The 17381-nt window shown below is 61.9% G+C and carries 14 protein-coding genes; 11 read left to right on the top strand and 3 right to left on the bottom strand.

The annotated features are described in order from the left end of the window. Window positions 1–4: 4 nt before the first annotated feature. Complete coding sequence (locus IFT60_RS05210; RefSeq protein ID WP_192050215.1) at window positions 5–994, top strand: LysR substrate-binding domain-containing protein; 990 nt, start codon at window positions 5–7, stop codon at window positions 992–994. Here IFT60_RS05210 and IFT60_RS05215 read toward each other — a convergent pair. Continuing rightward, window positions 970–3438, bottom strand: coding sequence for a beta-galactosidase (locus IFT60_RS05215; protein WP_229510700.1), 2469 nt, complete (start codon window positions 3436–3438; stop codon window positions 970–972). The two genes, IFT60_RS05210 and IFT60_RS05215, sit on opposite strands and share 25 nt — an antisense overlap. 585 nt (window positions 3439–4023) lie before the next feature. On the opposite strand from IFT60_RS05215, the gene IFT60_RS05220 reads away from it, so the two are divergent. Beyond that, window positions 4024–5718 carry a tetratricopeptide repeat protein gene (locus tag IFT60_RS05220; RefSeq protein ID WP_192050217.1) on the top strand — a complete coding sequence of 565 codons (1695 nt, stop codon included), beginning with the start codon at window positions 4024–4026 and terminating at the stop codon, window positions 5716–5718. Between the two features lie 291 nt (window positions 5719–6009). Continuing rightward, the gene (locus IFT60_RS05225) at window positions 6010–6702 is read left to right on the top strand and encodes a hypothetical protein (RefSeq protein ID WP_192050219.1); all 693 of its coding nucleotides are present in this window, start codon (window positions 6010–6012) and stop codon (window positions 6700–6702) included. A 346-nt stretch (window positions 6703–7048) separates the two neighbouring features. On the opposite strand, the gene IFT60_RS05230 is transcribed toward IFT60_RS05225, so the two are convergent. Beyond that, window positions 7049–7657, bottom strand: a complete 609-nt coding sequence (locus IFT60_RS05230) for a hypothetical protein (RefSeq protein ID WP_192050221.1) — start codon at window positions 7655–7657, stop codon at window positions 7049–7051. Between the two features lie 246 nt (window positions 7658–7903). Here IFT60_RS05230 and IFT60_RS05235 point away from each other — a divergent pair, with 246 nt between their 5' ends. From IFT60_RS05235 to IFT60_RS05250, 4 genes are all read left to right on the top strand, one after another. Then, a complete protein-coding gene (locus IFT60_RS05235; protein WP_192050223.1) occupies window positions 7904–9352 on the top strand; it encodes a TadE/TadG family type IV pilus assembly protein in 1449 nt (482 codons plus the stop codon). Continuing rightward, on the top strand, window positions 9349–9855 hold the full coding sequence (locus IFT60_RS05240; RefSeq protein ID WP_192050225.1) for a TadE/TadG family type IV pilus assembly protein: 507 nt from the start codon (window positions 9349–9351) through the stop codon (window positions 9853–9855). Before IFT60_RS05235 ends, IFT60_RS05240 begins: the two co-directional genes overlap by 4 nt. 46 nt (window positions 9856–9901) lie before the next feature. Beyond that, the gene (locus IFT60_RS05245) at window positions 9902–10444 is read left to right on the top strand and encodes a TadE family protein (protein ID WP_192050227.1); all 543 of its coding nucleotides are present in this window, start codon (window positions 9902–9904) and stop codon (window positions 10442–10444) included. 354 nt (window positions 10445–10798) lie between these two features. Beyond that, window positions 10799–11548: an SDR family NAD(P)-dependent oxidoreductase gene (locus IFT60_RS05250; protein WP_192050229.1), complete on the top strand. Its 750-nt coding sequence runs from the start codon at window positions 10799–10801 to the stop codon at window positions 11546–11548. Between the two features lie 20 nt (window positions 11549–11568). Here IFT60_RS05250 and IFT60_RS05255 read toward each other — a convergent pair whose 3' ends face one another. After that, window positions 11569–12525 (bottom strand): LysR substrate-binding domain-containing protein, encoded by a 957-nt coding sequence (locus IFT60_RS05255; RefSeq protein WP_192050232.1) that lies wholly within the window; start codon window positions 12523–12525, stop codon window positions 11569–11571. 115 nt (window positions 12526–12640) lie between these two features. Between IFT60_RS05255 and IFT60_RS05260 the strand changes: the two genes are divergently transcribed. The 4 genes from IFT60_RS05260 (at window position 12641) to IFT60_RS05275 (ending at window position 17173) form a co-directional block, all read left to right on the top strand. Beyond that, on the top strand, window positions 12641–13495 hold the full coding sequence (locus IFT60_RS05260) for a transketolase (RefSeq protein WP_192050234.1): 855 nt from the start codon (window positions 12641–12643) through the stop codon (window positions 13493–13495). Next, window positions 13495–14496, top strand: coding sequence for a transketolase family protein (locus IFT60_RS05265; RefSeq protein ID WP_192050236.1), 1002 nt, complete (start codon window positions 13495–13497; stop codon window positions 14494–14496). Before IFT60_RS05260 ends, IFT60_RS05265 begins: the two co-directional genes overlap by 1 nt. A 114-nt stretch (window positions 14497–14610) precedes the next feature. Beyond that, a complete protein-coding gene (locus tag IFT60_RS05270; protein WP_192050238.1) occupies window positions 14611–15939 on the top strand; it encodes an MFS transporter in 1329 nt (442 codons plus the stop codon). Between the two features lie 151 nt (window positions 15940–16090). Then, window positions 16091–17173, top strand: coding sequence for a porin (locus IFT60_RS05275; RefSeq protein ID WP_192050240.1), 1083 nt, complete (start codon window positions 16091–16093; stop codon window positions 17171–17173). Window positions 17174–17381: the final 208 nt, after the last annotated feature.

The raw sequence follows: 17381 nt of genomic DNA on the forward strand, positions 1-17381 counted from the left end.
ACCCATGACGCAGTTTCCAGGTAATGACAAGACCCCGGCGGCATCCGACCGCTTCGTTCGCAGCCACCTCAAGATGCGCCACCTGATTTTGCTCGTGGAGCTCGGCCGCCATGCTTCCATCGTCAACGCGGCGAAAGCGGCGCGCTTGACCCAGCCCGCCGCGTCGCGGCTGATCAACGACCTCGAACATGTGCTGGGCGTCCGGCTGTTCGAGCGCATGGCGCGCGGCGTGGTGGCGACGTCCTCCGGCAAGATGCTGATTCGCCGCGCCGGCGTCGTGCTCGCCGAAATGAACGCGGCGCACCTCGAGATCGCCCAGACGCTGTATGGTGTCGGCGGCAAGGTGACGGTCGGAAGCGTCCTGACGCCGGCAACGGGCGTCCTTGCGAATGCGATCAAGCTGTTCAAATCACGCTTCACGCGCACCAACGTCGTCGTCGACCTCAGTACCAGCCAGGCCATGGTGGAGCGCCTGCTCGACGGGCAGCTCGACATCGTGCTGGGCCGGATCCTCGACACCGAACACGTACCCCTGCTGCGCTTCGAACCGATCAGCGACGAGTCCCACAGCATCATCGTGCGCCCGGGCCACCCGCTGCTGGACGAACCGGGCCTGAACCTTGTTCGCCTGGCAGAGCAGTCCTGGATCGTGCCGCCTGCCGGCAGCATCCTGCGCGACCGCCTCAGCGCGCGCTTCCTGGCGGAAGGCCTGGATCCGCCCGGCGAAACCGTCGAGACCCTCGCCATACCGCTCGTCGTCTCGCTGCTGGCGAGTACCGACATGGTCGTGGCCTTGCCCGAGGCGATGGTGCAAGGCCAGCTCGACGCCGGCCAGTTGGCGGTCCTGTCATTCGACCTGGGACTGCGCATGGACGCCTACGGCATCGTCACGCGCCGCGACCACGTGCTTTCTCCCGGCGCCGAAGCGCTGCTCGAGGCGCTCCGCGAGACCGTGGCCGCCGGCGCTCCTCAGCGCCCGATGTCGATCCGGTAGACCGGCACCGCCTTCAGGCCACGCAAGCGGGCGATCTGCGCCTGGCCGGCGAAATCGGGACGGTGCTCGCGCGGCAGATAGATCGGCGCATCGGCGCGCAGCGGCAGCACGGTCAGCGTCAACGGGCCCTTGCCGCCGGACGGCAGGTTGGCGAGGCCGAACTGCCAGCGCTGGCCGTTGTAGTACCAGTCGTCCAGCATACGGGTGCCGTCGAACAGGCGCGCCACGTCGCCCACGAAGTCGATATCGAGCAGCACGCCGTCCACGCCGCGCGGCAGGACGCGCGGGACATCAAGCTCCCAGGCGGCGGACGCCCCGAAGGCCTCCGGATCCGGGTGCAGGGCTGCCTTCGCGTGGCCGCCGATACGGATCGGCGGCGCGGTTTGTGCATCGCGCACGGGCTTGAAGGAAGTCGCGATCGTCTGTTCCGGCAGGCTGGCCTGCACCAGCTGGAAAATCCCCTCGCGGCCGGCGGTCTGCAGGAGCGCGCTGGACTTGACCCTGGCAGGCAGGGCGGGATAAACCGCTGCCCGCAGCTGCGCCGTTCCTGCCGAGCGCAGCACCAGGCGTCCTCCATCGAAATAGGCCTGGCTGTCGCTGATGACCAGCCGACGTTGCCCTTCGACCTGCCCGACCGCGAGCTGGCGCGCCTGTTCGGCGCTGAGTACCACCACCGTGACGGGACGCTTGCCGGCGCAGCGCAGGGTGATGGCCGCGTCGAGGCCGGGCGCGATGTCCTCGACCACGACGTCGGCTTCCGGCGATACCACCTCCGCCGCCTTGCCCGGCCGGGACGCCAGGCAGGCGCGTACGCCGCCGTCGAACTGGAACTCGACGGGAATCCCGGGCTGGGCAGCGAACACATAGGTGCTGCCCACGGTCCCCTGATCCAGGCGCGCCACCGGTTGCGCGGTCGCGTAGCGCAGGCGATGGCCATCCATGTCGAGATTGAGCGGCCAGACGAAAAAGCTGCCGGCCGGGATATCGAGCGGCTTGCGCGGCAGGGTCAGCGTACCGCCCGGCAGCGCGACGGCGAAGCGCACGCCGCGCTGCCCCGGGGTCTCGTACTGGCGTACGTGGCCATTGTAGAACAGGAAGCCTGCGTCGCCGCGGCTGCGCACCGCGAAGCGCGGCGTGGCCAGGTCAGTCGGCGTGGCGGGAGCGAGCGCGGGTTTGCGCACCGTCATCGGCGCCAGCAAGGCGCCGAAATCGTTGAGGAAGTAGTGGAACGGGCGCAGCGCCGCCAGTACCGGGCGCTGCTGGCCGTCCGGGCCGAGCGGCGCGTTGAAGTCGTAGTTGATCGCCGGCGTATCGTTGTATCCCCCGCTCATGGTGCTTTCTTCGAGCGTGGTACCGCCGACCGGATTGCGCCCGCCATGGAACATGTAGTAACCCATCAGGTTGACGCCCGAGCCCAGCTGCACCGGCAGCATCGCGGCGACGTCGTCGGGCGTCACCAGGGTACGGCGCCGGTACATGGCCGGCAGGCCGGCGCCGTATTCGGCGCCGAGGAAGGGCGTGGACCCGATGTCGGTTTCAGCCGTCCCCTTCTGCGTTCCGCGGGTCTGGGCGCCGAGGTCGCCGCTGACGCGGCTGTCGAAACGGAAGGCATAGGTCTCCTTGGGCGGCAGTTCCTCCTTCTTCGCGCTCCAGGGTTCGTCGGCATAACCGCCGAACACCGGCATTACCTCGCCCGCCGGATACAAGGCACGGTCCCATCCCGTCACGGTGTAGTAGGGAACGTCGAGGCCAGCCCCGATCGCCAGGTTTTTCAGGGTGCGGATATGGTCCGCGCCGCGCCCCGGACCGGACAGGTTGTATTCGTTCTCGATCTGGACGCCGACGACCGGCCCGCCCTGTTTCCATAACAGGCCGTCGAGCTGGCGCCCGATCTGGCGATAGAAGCGCTCCGCGAAACGCAGGTACTGCGGATCGTCGCGCCGTGTCGCCATGGTGCCCACGACCCAGTCGGGAATGCCGCCGTAGCGCACCTCGGCGTGGACCCACGGACCGATCCGCACCATCACCTCCAGGCCGTGTTTGCGCGCCAGCTGGACGAAGCGGCGCAGGTCGCGATTGCCTTTCCAGTCGAATTTGCCGTCCTGCGGCTCGTGATGGTTCCAGATGATGTAGCTGGCAACGATGTCGATGCCGGCCGACTTCATCTTCGCCAGCTCGGCGTCCCAGCTGTCGGCCGGGCTGCGCGTGTAATGGAATTCGCCCATGACGGGCAGCCAGGGCCGCCCGTCGCGCGTCAGGTACTGGTTGTTGGCGCCCAGCGCACGGCCGGCTGGAGACATGGCGGCCCCCATCTTCAACTGGCCGGACACCGGATCGGGTGCCGGGCTGCTTGCATCGATCGTCAACAGCTGCTGCGCCTGCGCAACCTGGCACAGGGTGAGGATTGCCAGCATGAGGACGGTGCGGGAGAAACAGGTTTGCATGGCGCGTTCGATTCAATGTGGTGGGAGATTGCCGGCACCCGTGACCGGGCAGGTCTGCGAAGGCGCCAGGCCGATCGGTGGAATTCATTGTGATATGCAATGAACAAGCTGAGCGGGTTGTCAGTCTATGCAAGGTCTGCCGGATGCCGCAAGCGATATGGCCGGCCGGGATGAAATACTCATGGGCTTGAGATTTTGAGCGCACCACGGGGTTGCGCTGCCGGCGTCCGTACATGCGTCAGCGCGCCAGCGCGCCGGTGCTGAAGCATGTGGCCGAGCGACCCGTGGACGATGCTGGTCCTTGAGGTCATGCTCGCGTTCGGGCCAGGGTGCAAGGAAGCGGTAATGTTTGGCCGATGTGCCAGCCAATACCCTACCCGCTTGCGCCGAGCCAGATCCGTGTCGAGGCCTTCGCCGCATCAAGCGGGGTACAAAAGGTGGTCACTTGCTGCCTTTCTGTCCGGCTTCTGCCGGCATCGCTCGTCGCACTAGCGGGAGGCGGATTGTGTTCGTCACCGGCCGGCACGGTGCTCCTGATGAGGTACACTGACGACGCGGTAATCTTGCCGCATGCAAACACCACGAATGAACGATCTCGACTTTGCCCGGCACGTTTCGGTGCCGATCGGCCAGTTATACGACGAAGCCAAGCGCAGCCAGTATCAGTTTCCCCGCAACACCCTGATCGCGGTGCGCTCCATTGCCAGCCTGTGCTGCAATCTGCTCGCGCCAAGCGACGATGCCTGGCCCGACGGCCTGGACGACAAGATCAAGGCGCTCGACCGTACCCGCTGTATCAATCGCGTGACCAGGGAGCAGCTCAACCAGCTGCGGAATTGGGGTAACCGGGCTGCCCATCCAGAGGCCGGACTGCTCGGCGAAGCCGACCAGCAAGCGCTGGCGGGCCACGCCCTGACGGTCGCGCTTTCGTTATTCGAAACCGTGTTCCAGCACAATAGCGGCGGTGCGGCACTCCCGGTCTACACGCTGTCCGACGAGCGCCCTGACGAGCTACGCGAAGCCTGCTACCGTGCGCTGATGGAGAGCAGCGCTGCCGACCAGTACCGGGTGGCGATGCTGTTGCAATCTCAGATGAAGGCCAAAGTCGAGCAGGCCCAGGCGGAACCCGATAGCGAATTGGCAATGTATCGGCTTCGGTACGATTTCGCGTCCCTGGACCAACGGCTGCTCGACATGCTGCGCTACGCCAGCGATGCCGGGTACGCGCCGGCGCGTTACCAGTATGGCCTGGCGCTGGTCGATGGGCGCCGCGGTCCTGACCAGGCCACGCTTGGTGCACACCTGATCGCCATGGCCTGTCGCGATGGCGACATCGACGCCATCGCCTGGTGTGGGCAAGCCGCACTGTACGGCCTGTTCGACGAGCCGCTCGACCACGTGCACGCGCGCAGCCTCCTCGAACGTGCGGCCGCCGAAGACCATCCGCTGGCGCTGACGCTGCTGTCGCTGATCTACAGCGACGGCCTTGGCGTAGCGCCGGACGCAACGCGTGCGTTCGAACTGACGCTGCGCGCGGCGGATGCCGGCTATGCGCTGGCGCAGTACAATGCGGCGGTCGCACTGGTCCATGGACATGGCGTCGTTGCAAACCACGACGAGGGGTTCCGCTGGTTGCGCCAGGCCAGCGATGCCGGTCTGCCGGAGGCGCAGTACGCGCTCGCCAAGGCGATGCAAGAGCAGCGCATCCGCGGCGATGCGCTGGAGATCGAGCAGCTGCTTGGCGCCGCTGCGGAACGCGTCAATGCGGCGCACCTCGACCTGGCCGAGCTGTGCATGACGCAGGACGATCACCGCAAATGGCTGGAGGCGGCAGGACGCATACAGATCGCCTACGAGACCGCCTTGAAGGAAGAGGACACGACGCTGGCCGAACGCTGCCGCGCCGCCGGACCTGCGATCATTGCGCGGCTGGAAGCGGCGTTGCCAACGATGTCAGTTGAAACGAGCCGCGATTTCATGACGACACGCTTCATATTCGATGCCAAGGGGCGGCCGTACCCAAATCGCGCTGAACGGATGGCGCGCATGGTCGACATCGCTCGAGAACTGGTACGCGTGCGCGGTACTGGATCGGCTGAGGAAATACGCTTGCAGCGTGAGCTGTGGTCGAACCTGGGTGGTTTGAAAACATTGTCCTCGCCGCGGAGCCCGGGGAATAATGCCCTGCCTTTCATGCAGCGTATCGTCCGGAACGATATTGGCCGCAATGAGCCATGCCCATGCGGAAGCGGAAAGAAGCACAAGCGCTGCTGCGGATGATCTACGTGGAGAAGCCAGCGCCACGGATGCAGATACTCGACCAGTTTACGTTGTAGAGCATGCCGATCGCTAGTACGCAACGCGCTCCGCGCCGGACGGCGAGCTGTCCAATCCCGTTCGGGATGTCGGAGGCAACCGGTCGTATCTGCGAGCCGCGCGCGGTGCCCATCGGACGCAGCTGCGGCTGCATCTGCCCTGCCTGTCGTTCGCCGCTCGTCGCCAGACACTGTCGAGGTCCCGACTGCGGGCGTACGCCCCGACCTGCTTGTAAGCCAAAAGGTGGAAGATGAGTTGCACGCCATACTGGGTAAGCGCCTCGCACAGGCCAGCGCGGACGCGGCTGCAGCGTTAAAGGCGGCCCGGATTTTCGGAAAGCCCGGAACACTGGTCCGCGCGCAGACCTCGCGCAAGCACCAGGATCCACCCTGGGTCCGCGAACTGGAGGCCACGGCACGTGTCAGGCGCGTTCGCGCGATGACCGAGCGGGAAAAGACGGTGGCGCTGCGTCAATGGACGCGGATGGTAGCGCTTCCCGCCGTCCTTGCCGGCAGGTGCTTGCATCCCGATGCTTTCGGCGTGCGGGAGCACACTCTCTGGCAGAGTGCGCTGATCCATGGGCTGTTCGATGAGAGAACCTGGCGTTCCGGCGCGGGCTTCGACGTCGACCATGCCATGGGCTGGCTTGCCGAGTACTTTACCGTCCCAGCCAATGGCGAGGCGGACGCGCGGCAGGCGCTCAAGGAATACTTGGCATTCTTGCGAATGACCGGGGTAATCGCTTTGCGCTCCACTCGCCTCTACGTCCCGGCCGTCGTCGATGTAGGTGCGGCCGCTGCCATTATCATCGCTGTCCGTCCAGACCTCGTTGTCAACCGCGATCTGCGTTGGGCCGACGAGATAGCGTGGCGAGTGGACTTCAGGCAACGTCGGTCTACGAGGCGCTTGGTCTCCGCCGGGCACGCGGGCATGCATGGCGGCGGCTGATGCGGCTGACGCCTTCCGATTGCACCAGTGCACCATCCCGGTTCTGCAATGCGACTGCCCCAGTATCGAACGAATATTATCGACGCCAGGCGCTGCACTGCGCGCACGAGCTACGCTGGGCTGTGTATCGTCGGCCCATTAGTTGCGGGCGGCCATCCGATAGCTAAAAGTTGGCCAGAAAGCGCTGGCAGTCCTCGAAGGATTCAGTAATGACGTAGCAAACGTGTGGCGTTTCCGTGTCTTTCCGGGTAATTCCAAACGCTTGATTACATCAGCTCCTGCAGCGCTGTCTGTTTGACTTTGACAGCAAAACTGCGAGACCATTGAGGACGGTGGCCCTCTTATTTCACTGAGGAAACGATACGTGCTCGTCGAATTCCGGTTTATCAATGAGGCGAGGCTTGTGGGTGCGGTATCGACGATCAAGTGACACCAGTACCAGAAAGTGCATGAACATCGCGGGGAGATACAGCATCCAGGCGGCGATTATGAAGTGCACGGATTGAGCTGATCCACCATAGATAACTACCCATGCAACGGCGCCGGCAATGGCGGCCACCGACGACACGCCAAATTGATCGCGGCATACCGGGATCTTCATCCAGGGAAGCAAATACGTTAATACGGCCGCCATCCCGACAAGCATTGCCGACCCCGTAGAAACCAACGCGCCGGCGCCGGCGCCGGCAAGGAACAGCAGCAGATAACAGCCCAAGGCAGGCGCGCGAAGCTCCAGTATGCCGGCGCTGGCTGCGGGCCAATGCAGTCGCGCTCGAAATAATACGAGTCCTGACAAGGCGAGTCCCGGGATCCCGACCAGAACATGCAAGCTCCAGGAACCATGCATCCGAGCTGCTCCCACTTGAGCAAGTACCAATCCGAATGCAGCGTAGAAGAAAGTTGGAAATATGCTATTCGCACTAAATCGCTTGGTCTTCTCGTTGATCACTGACATATAACCTCCTTCGCTGGTCAGTCGCCCAATGTCCCTTGGCGCAACTTTGACTCTGAAGTGGTTATGTTTAAGCGGCAACTTAAGAGTAGCAATGACCTGGCCAAGATCAACCCCGGTCGAGTAATCCGCTGGCTAGCCGGTCACAGTCATGTTGCGGCTCCTCAACGTCATACGTTTGCAAGCCTCTAGGATTCGTAATTGAAAAGTTGCCTCGCCACATCTCTGAGCCAGCAGGAGGAGCGATCCGTGTCCACCGAAACAATAAAACAAACGTCATCTGCCACCCGACGCCAGAGAAGGTTTCGCCGGAAAGGATCGCAAGACGGCGCCATTGCCATCATGACCGCCTTTGTCATCGTCATCATGATTGCGATGTTCGGGATGGCTCTTGACCTCAGCCGCAGTTATAACAGGAAAGCTGAACTGCAGAATGCAGCCGATGCCGCTGCCCTGGTTGCGGCTGCCACCCTGGACGGCACGCCGCAGGGCATCGACAGGGCGGTTACAGAAGCTGGCGCAACTGCGGAAAATTCTACCTTCGCATACAACACCGATAGTGTTACCTGGGATAACGCCGCGCTGAAGTTTGCCACAGGCGCCGATGGTGGCACAGGCGGCTGGATGGACGCGGCAACAGCGAAGGCCACTGCCTCGACGATCTTTTTTGCTCAGGTTGATACCTCGGCCCTCGATTCCAGGCATGGCAACATCCAGAACTTCTTCATGCCTATCCTATCACCGGCCCTGGCGAAGACCGATGTGGCAGCCTCGGCGATTGCTGGCCGCGATTCACTGAACGCGTTGCCGCTCGCAATCTGCGCGAATTCGAATACGCCGGCGGCCCCTCTCTCATCAGGAGAACTCGTGGAATACGGTTTTCGGCGAGGAGTCACCTACAACCTGATGAACCTGAATCCTGGAGGACAGTCTCCCGAAAACTTCCTGTTAAATCCCATCGCACCTTCCGGCACGGTCGGTACGGCAATGAAGAACAGAATGGACGTTGTAGGACCGTTCATCTGCACAGGAAAGATGGCAATACCCACACTGCAAGGCGGCGAGGTCACGGTTGAGCGGGGCTTTCCGATCGACCCACTTTACGTGCAGCTGAACTCCCGGTTCGGTACTGTCGCGCCATGCCAGTCATCGACGGCACCGGCGGATCCGGTCGTCAAGAGCTTCGATCTTGCCAGCGCAACGTGGATGAAAGACAAGCCAGACAATCTTTCCGCCAACTCTCTGGCAGCGCCGGATCCGCTGCTGACAGTGGCGGAAAAGCCGGATGGCGCGACAAACACGGCTTACGGCGCCTTGTGGACATATGCGAAAGCAGTTCCGTATTCAGCCTACGCATCATATGGCGCGGTGGAACCCGCAAAAGGCTATTCCACCTATAAGGATACGGATTGGGGCCTGCTCTACAGCCCAGGATTGCCCCAAGCGAAATCCTATCCGAACACTCCATACCAGGCAGCCGGCGGAAGCGCAACGTACAAGCTTGGCCGCAACACCCGGGTACTTCACATTCCACTGTTGAGCTGCCCGGTTCCGGCAGGCGCCCTCTCCACGGCGACCGTGGTCGGGATTGCGAAATTCTTCATGATGATTCCCGCAAGCTCATCCGCCCTTTATGCGGAATTCGCCGGGATGACCACCGAAACCGCCTTGGGCGGCAATGCGAGGCTTTACCGATGAGACGAACAATCAAGGCGGCTGGACGGCAGTACGAACGCGGGGCGACCGCCGTCGAGGCAGCGATCCTGCTTCCTATTTTATTGCTATTTTTGGGCCTGCCATCAATTCTCTACGCTTTTTATTTTCGTCAATATACGGCTGTGCAAAAAGCCGCGCACGACGCAGCGATCTATCTTTCGACGGCGCCAAGGTTGGAAATGACAACGGCAGGGCCGGACGGCAACTTTGCCGCTCTGACCCTGGCGAAGAAGATCGTCGCGAAGAAGCTAGCCGGTATCGTTCCGGACGGAACCTCAGTCGATCCACTCATTTCATGCACCTACCACGTAGCAGCAGCTACGAAAGTAAATTTTTGTACGCCGCAGATCTTTAAACTCGATACCTACACATTGTTTCAGTTCGACGTAGCGGTTAATGCACCTTTTGTTAACCCAATCACAGGCCGCGAAGTCGAGAGCATGTATATGTCAACCGTGGTTACAGTGCGCTACCTGGGGAACTGATATGAGACGGGCTGCATTCAAAGGGCAAACAAGGCAGGCCGGATCCGTGGCCGTTGAATTCTCGCTGGTCGCGCTCATTTTCTTGACGGTTGTGTTTGCCACGCTCGAACTGGCACGCATGGAGTTCCTGCTGAACACGCTGGAAGAAGTGACCCGCCGCGCCGCCGCTGCCGCGGCAAACGTTGACTACAGGGACAGCACTGCAATCGAGAAGGTCCAGGCGAATGCCATCTTCCGTAATTCACCTGGTCCGCTGGCGCTGGGGGACCCCGTCATCGCCAATCACGTCAAGATCGACTACCTGTCGGTCTCAAACACGACGTGGGACCTGACGCACATGAGTACTCTCCCGACATGCCCTGCAGCCAACCGGTCAAACTGCATGACCAACCCGCATGGGGGCAACTGCATCCGCTTCGTGCGTGCGCGGGTTTGCGCGTCGATGGACGACGCAGGCAGTTGTTATCCTGTGTCCTACCAAATGGTTTTCCCTTTCCTTAACCTCTCCGGGATGAAGCTGCCATCTGCCGAGACGATTGTCCCAGCTGGCAGCCTTGGCGCCACTGCCGGTTCCATACCTTGTCCCTGACGACACCATAGACGAAGCATCCAGCGTCGCGGTACCAGCGTCGCCGGCATGGACCCTCCAGCCGAGATTCAGTCCCTGATGAAAGATTTCGGCAGCAAATTCACTGTAAGCCTGGGTTGGGAGCCGACACGCCAAATGATTTGATACTGGTCACTCTACGGATCCCGTCGGTAGCTCAACGCTGCGGCGCTTACCTTCTCAATACTCGCAAGCGCTTGGCGTGCCAGTAATTCATCGCTGCAAAGACGCCAGTGGCATGAATTGAATTTGAGGCCCACTGAGTTTTCCTCGTTTGTCACCAATGCCATGATCCCCGAAGATGCGTTCACTAACAATACGCACAGGAGACAAATCATGTTACTGAAGGATCGCGTTGCAATCGTTACCGGCGGGGCGGGCTTCAACGGCTTGGGCTTCGCCACGGCGCGCCTGTTGGCCGCGCACGGCGCCCAGGTCGTCATCACCGACCTTGCAGGTGCCAATCCAGCCGCAGCAGCAGCCGAGCTGGGGCCGCAGCACCTGGGCCTGGTTGCTGACGTCACCAATGAAGAGCACTGCCAGGCTGCGGCGCGGGCAGTGCTGGAACGCTACGGCCGTATTGACGTCCTGTTCAACAATGCCGGCATTACCCAAGCGCGCAAAACGCTCGACATCTCCGCTTCGGACTATGACGCGGTGTTGAACGTCATCCTGCGCGGTACGCTACTAATGTCTCAAGCCGTGCTTCCTGCGATGCAGCGTCAGAAAAGCGGCAGCATTATTTCAACCTCGTCGGTATCGGCTCAGCGTGGCGGGGGGATTCTGGGCGGCCCGCACTACTCGGCGGCCAAGGCCGGTGTGCTGGGTCTGACCCGTGCAATGGCACGTGAATTCGGTCCAGACAACATCCGCGTCAACGCCATCACTCCGGGCTTGATCGCTACGGACATTATCAAGGGCAAGTTAACGGAGGAGCGCAAAGGAGAAATCGCCGAGACTATCCCGCTGGCGCGCCTCGGCCGCGCTGACGACATTGCCGGCGCCGTGGTCTTTCTGGCCAGCGACTTGTCCGCCTACTGCACCGGTATCACGCTGGACGTCAACGGCGGCATGCTCATTCACTAAATCCCTGCATAGGAGCCGCTTCAGACAGCGGCTCCTCCCGCATTTGGTGCCTCCATCGGCGCGTCGAAGTCGGCGAAACCCTTGATCCACTCCACTACGGTGCTGACTGACTGCAGCCGTTCCTTACTCTTCGGGACGGACAGGTAGTGAGCCTGTGCCTCGATTGCCAGCTCGCCAAAGGGACACACCAGCTTACCCTGTGCGACGTATTCGTGGATCAGTACGGTGCTTTCGATGCACATCCCCAGTCCGTTTTCTGCCGCGCTCAGCGTCATGAAGGCGCGGTCCAGGCGCAGGCCGCGTACCGGATTGCCGCATTCGGGCGCGAACCGCGCGATCCACTCGTCCCACGATGTCAGCGACACGTCGTTCTGGATCAGGTAGAAATTTTCGATATCGTTGGCCGGCAAAGGCAGCGTCCATCCTTCCACAAGCTTCGGACTACACACCGGCATGTAGCGCTCGCGTGCTGAAATGGGCGTGGCCACGATGCCGGCCGAGGCCGGGGGACGTCCGTAAGTCACCGCCACATCGACACTGTGGGAGAAGTCCGGTGCCTGGTGTACGGCCCACAAACGCACATCGATCCCAGGGTTGGCCCTGAGAAAGGCCGGGAGCCGCGGCATGATCCAGATCGCCGCGAAGCTCGGCGCACTCTGGATCATGACGACCTGCTGCTTGCTGCTTTGATCGAGGATCGTGCACAGCTCGTCGTCAATGTCACCGAACGAGCGCCGGATCACGTCATACAGCCGCACCCCCGCCTCGGTCGGCACCACGCCACGTCGCGCACGCTCGAACAGCAACGTCCCCAACGCTTCCTCGAGCGTCTGCACCGCGTGACTGACGGCGGATGCGGTAATCGACAGGTCTTGTGCCGCGCTGGCAAAAGAGCCGTGCATGAAGGCAGCCTCGAAGACTTGCAGTCCCTTTAGAGAAGCTTTGCGCAAGGCGCGATATCGGTGAATTGGTTTCATGTATCGCTAAATATTACTCGCTATACGGCCCAGGTGTCGATTCATACACTGGCCTTATTGAAGACCCAAGCGCTGCCGACAAGCGCAACACATCAACCAACCGGAGACAAGCAAGATGGAGCAAGCATCCTCGCCGCAGTTATTGGTCGCGCTCAAGAGCGCAGCCTACCGCATCCGCCGCTACGCCCTTCAGATGGGAGAAGTTCAAGGCCAGGGCTACGTCGGCCAGGCCCTCGGCATGGCCGACATCCTTGCCGTTGCCTATCGCCACGCGCTCAACTATCGGCCCGACGAGCCGGAATGGGAAGGCCGTGACCGCTTCCTGCTCTCGCACGGTCACTATGCCATCGCCCTTTACGCAGCCCTGTTCGAAGCCGGCATCCTGCCCGAGCACGAACTGGAAACCTACGGTAGCGACGACAGCCGCCTGCCGATGTCCGGCATGGCTACCTATACGCCTGGCATGGAGATTTCCGGCGGCTCGCTGGGCCAGGGTCTGACCATTGCAGTCGGCATGGCGCTTGGACTGCGCCAGAAGAACAACCCCGCTTTCGTCTACAACTCGATGTCGGATGGCGAGCTCGATGAAGGTTCAACCTGGGAAGCGGCCATGTCCGCCGCCCACTACGGACTCGGCAATCTGATCACGCTGGTCGACATCAACAACCAGCAGGCGGACGGCCCGTCCGGCAAGGTACTCGGCTTCGAGCCACTGACCGACAAATGGCAAGCCTTCGGCTGGTTCGTGCAACGGGTCAATGGCAACGACATCGCCGCCGTACGCGACGCATTCGATGCGGCACGCAACCATCCCCATCCGCAACCACGCGTGATCCTGTGCGACACGGTGATGGGTACCGGCGTGCCTTTCCTGGAGCAGCGCGACAAGAACCACTTTATCCGGGTCGAAGCCGACGAATGGCAGCAGGCCCTCGCCATCCTGGACGCCGATAACGCAGGGGACAAATAATGAGCATCGCTACCGCTACCAAACCACGACTGACCACCTCGGCGATGATCGCCTCGATCGCCGGCGAAGGCCAGCGCACGAAGAGCGCGCCCTTTGGCCACGCACTTGTCCAGCTCGCAAGCCAGCGCCCGGACATCGTCGGCATGAGTGCCGACCTCGCCAAGTACACCGACCTGCACATCTTCGCCAAGGAGTTTCCCGAGCGCTTTTTCCAGATGGGCATGGCTGAACAGCTCCTGATGGGTGCTGCCGGCGGCATGGCCAAGGAAGGCTTCACGCCTTTCGTCACCACCTACGCGGTGTTCGCTTCGCGCCGTGCCTATGACTTCATCCACCAGGTGATTGCGGAAGAGAACCTGAACGTCAAGATTGCGTGTGCGCTCCCGGGTTTGACCACCGGGTACGGCCCCAGCCACCAGGCGACCGAGGACATCGCGATCTTCCGCGGCGTTCCGGGCTTGACCATCATCGATCCGTGCGATGCGCTCGACACTGAACAGGCCGTGCTTGCCATGGCCGAGCACAAGGGGCCGGTCTACATGCGCCTGCTGCGCGGCCATGTGCCGCTGGTCCTCGACGAATACGACTACAAGTTCGAACTTGGCAAGGCCAAGCTGCTGCGCGACGGACGCGAAGTGCTCGTCATCTCAAGCGGCATCATGACCATGCGCGCGCTGGAAGCGGCGGAAAGCCTGAAAGCCGACAATGTCGGGGTCGCGGTGCTGCACGTGCCGACCATCAAGCCGCTCGACACCGCGACCATCGTCCGCGAAGCCTCGCGTAGCGGAAGGCTTGTCGTCGTGGCCGAGAACCACTCCGAAGTGGGCGGCCTGGGCGAAGCAGTTGCCGGCACCCTACTGCGCGCCGGGGTAGCACCGGCCTTCCGCCAGATCGCCTTACCGGATGCTTTCCTGGACGCAGGCGCATTGCCGACCCTGCATGAGCGTTATGGCATTTCTACCTCGGCAATGGTGGCCAGCATCAAATCCTGGCTGCGCTAAGACAGGTAACACATGCTGGCAGGAAGGCAGAAAGACCTTTCGCCAGCACGAGATGCGCCGCATTCAAGACCGTTCCTGAACGGCGGCGCCTACAATACATTCATGGAGACAAGCATGAAAACGCAAACCGTCACCCCCGCAGGTGCGGGCGCGGCAGCATTCGCGCCGGCCAACAACGACCTCGAATCGCGCGCTTACGCCAAGGTGGTACGCCGCCTCGTTCCTTTCCTGATGCTGTGCTACCTTGGCGCTTACCTGGACCGGGTCAATGTCGGCTTCGCCAAACTGCAGATGATGAACGATTTGCAGTGGAGCAACACCGTCTACGGCCTCGGCGCAGGTGTCTTCTTCATTGGCTACTTCTTGTTCGAAGTCCCGAGCAACATGATCCTGCACAAATTCGGCGCACGGCGCTGGCTGGCGCGAATCATGATCACCTGGGCCATGATCTCGGCCAGTTTCAGTTTCGTGGAGTCGGCAACCGCGTTCTATGTGCTGCGTTTCCTGCTTGGCGTGGCCGAGGCCGGCTTCGCGCCCGGTGTCATCCTCTACATCACCTACTGGTTCCCGTCAGCGCGCCGCGCCAAAGTGATGGCGATCTTCTTCATGGCGATCCCGTTGGCTAGCATCGTCGGCGCACCGCTGTCGGGCTGGATCATGGATGCCTTTGCCGGTGTGCGAGGCCTGCACGGGTGGCAATGGCTGTTCGTGCTCGAAGCCTTGCCCTCGCTCCTGCTCGGGATCGCTATTTTGTTCTACCTTGACGACGGCATTGCGTCGGCCAAATGGCTCACGCCAGAAGAGAAAGCCATCCTGCAGCGGAACATCGCCAGTGAAGAAGGCGGCAAAGTCGCGCACCACTCGGCAAAAGACTTCCTGGCGGACCGCCGCCTGTGGCTGCTGACCGGCATCTACTTCTTCATCGTGATGGGGCAGTATGGCATCACCTTCTGGCTGCCGACCATCGTCAAGAATGCCGGCGTATCGGACCTGACCCACGTGGGCCTGCTGGCAGGCATCCCCTACGCCGTAGCCCTGATCACGCTCCCCTTTGTCGGCCGCAGCTCGGATCGCACCCTGGCGCGCCGCCTGCATTGCGGTGGGCCGATGCTGGTAGCGGCGGCCGCATTGTTCGCTTTGCCTTTCACGGACGGCATCAGCATGGCACTTGCCCTGTTGAGTATGGCGGCTGCAGGCGCCATCTGTGCCACCGCGCAGTTCTGGGCGCTCCCGACCGCCTTCCTGGGTGGCATGACCGCAGCAGCCGGCATCGCCACCATCAACTGCGTCGCCAACCTGGCAGGTTTCTTCTCGCCTTCTCTCGTCGGCTGGCTCAACGACCTCACCGGCAAGCAGGGAGCGGGGTTGTGGCTGACATCGTCCGCACTGCTGCTCGGCGCCTGCCTGCTGGCTTTCGTTCCGAAGCAGATGGTCGACCGCTGAGCGGTTCTCGTTCCAGGACACCAAAGTCCATCGACTCTCCGCGCGCGTAACGCGGAGCCAGGGCTTGCTTTGCCTCGAGACATTACCGGGGCAACAATTTGTTTTCACTTTGCTGGCATGAATCCCTTAACCAAAAGCGCAAGAGCGAGAGATGAAACATAGCAGTCTGATCATTGCGCTGATTGGCGTAGCCGCCGCTGCAAGTACCGCTGCGGTCAGCGCCCAGAGCGCGGTCACACCTTACGGTTTGATCGACATGGCCGTCGTCCGCGAAAGCGGTGGGAGCGCCGGTCCGGCGACCAAGCTGACCAGTGGCGTCAGCGTCGGATCGCGCCTGGGATTCAAGGAAACGGAAGATCTCGGGAATGGCCTTTCCGCCATGTTTGTCCTGGAAAATGGTTTCCAGGGCGATACCGGCACGATCGGGCAAGGTGGGGTACTGTTCGGCCGGCTAGCCTATATCGGGCTGCGCGGCAGGTTCGGCTTGGTACTGGCAGGTCGTCAGTACACGCCGGAATATCTCGTCGTCGCCTTTGCCGATCCATTCGGATCCGGCTATGTCGCAGACAGTAAGAACATTGTCGCGACCAGTGGCAATGCGTTCAGCCGGATGGACAACACGGTCAAATATCTGTCGCCGACATTTGCCGGGTTCACCGTAGAGCTTGCCGCAGCTCCCCGCGAAGTCTCGGGTGACAGCTCTGCCGGCCGCCAGGTCGGCGGGTCGATTGCCTACGCCGCAGGGCCGTTGCAAGTACGCGTCGGCTATCACAACCGTAACAACGATACCGCTACGGTGAAGAATACGGAAAATGGCCGCAACGCGGTCGTGGCCGCCGTCTATGACTTCAAGGTCATCAAGGCCCACGTCCTGTACGGCGCGAATCGTGGCCTGAACAGTTCGGTGCTGCGCAACACTGCCAATCCGTTCGGCCAGGCGACGGCTCCAGTCGCGTCCACCGACAGTCGCGACATGCTCGTCGGCTTGACGGTACCGTCCGGACTGCACACTCTGCTTGTGTCCTATATCCGAAAGGATGACCGGACAACGCTCGACCAGGACGCGAATCAGATAGCGATCGGCTACCGCTATACCTTGTCGAAGCGCACCAGCGTCTACGCGGTCCATGCCCGCATCGAAAACCGGAACGGCGCCGGCTACACGTCCGGTAACGCAAGCGAATCGGGCACCGGTAACCGCGGCACCAGCGTCGGTATCAGTCACGCATTCTAAGTAAGGTATCGATTGGGCAGGGTGGCAGCAGTCGACAGATACCGCAAAGCGTATCTGTATTCTTCATGATAGAAGCTTTGTGGCATGGCGAAAAGCGCCAGACGAACTCATTACTTTACGCCAGAAAAACTTTGGCAGGTCTGAAACCGGCTAAGCCGTACCTTTGTTGCGAGGTACAACCGTCAACCTATTCAGGACTAGACAATCT

The organism is Massilia sp. CFBP 13721 (assembly GCF_014842025.1).
In the GTDB taxonomy this organism is placed as follows: Bacteria; Pseudomonadota; Gammaproteobacteria; order Burkholderiales; family Burkholderiaceae_D; genus Telluria.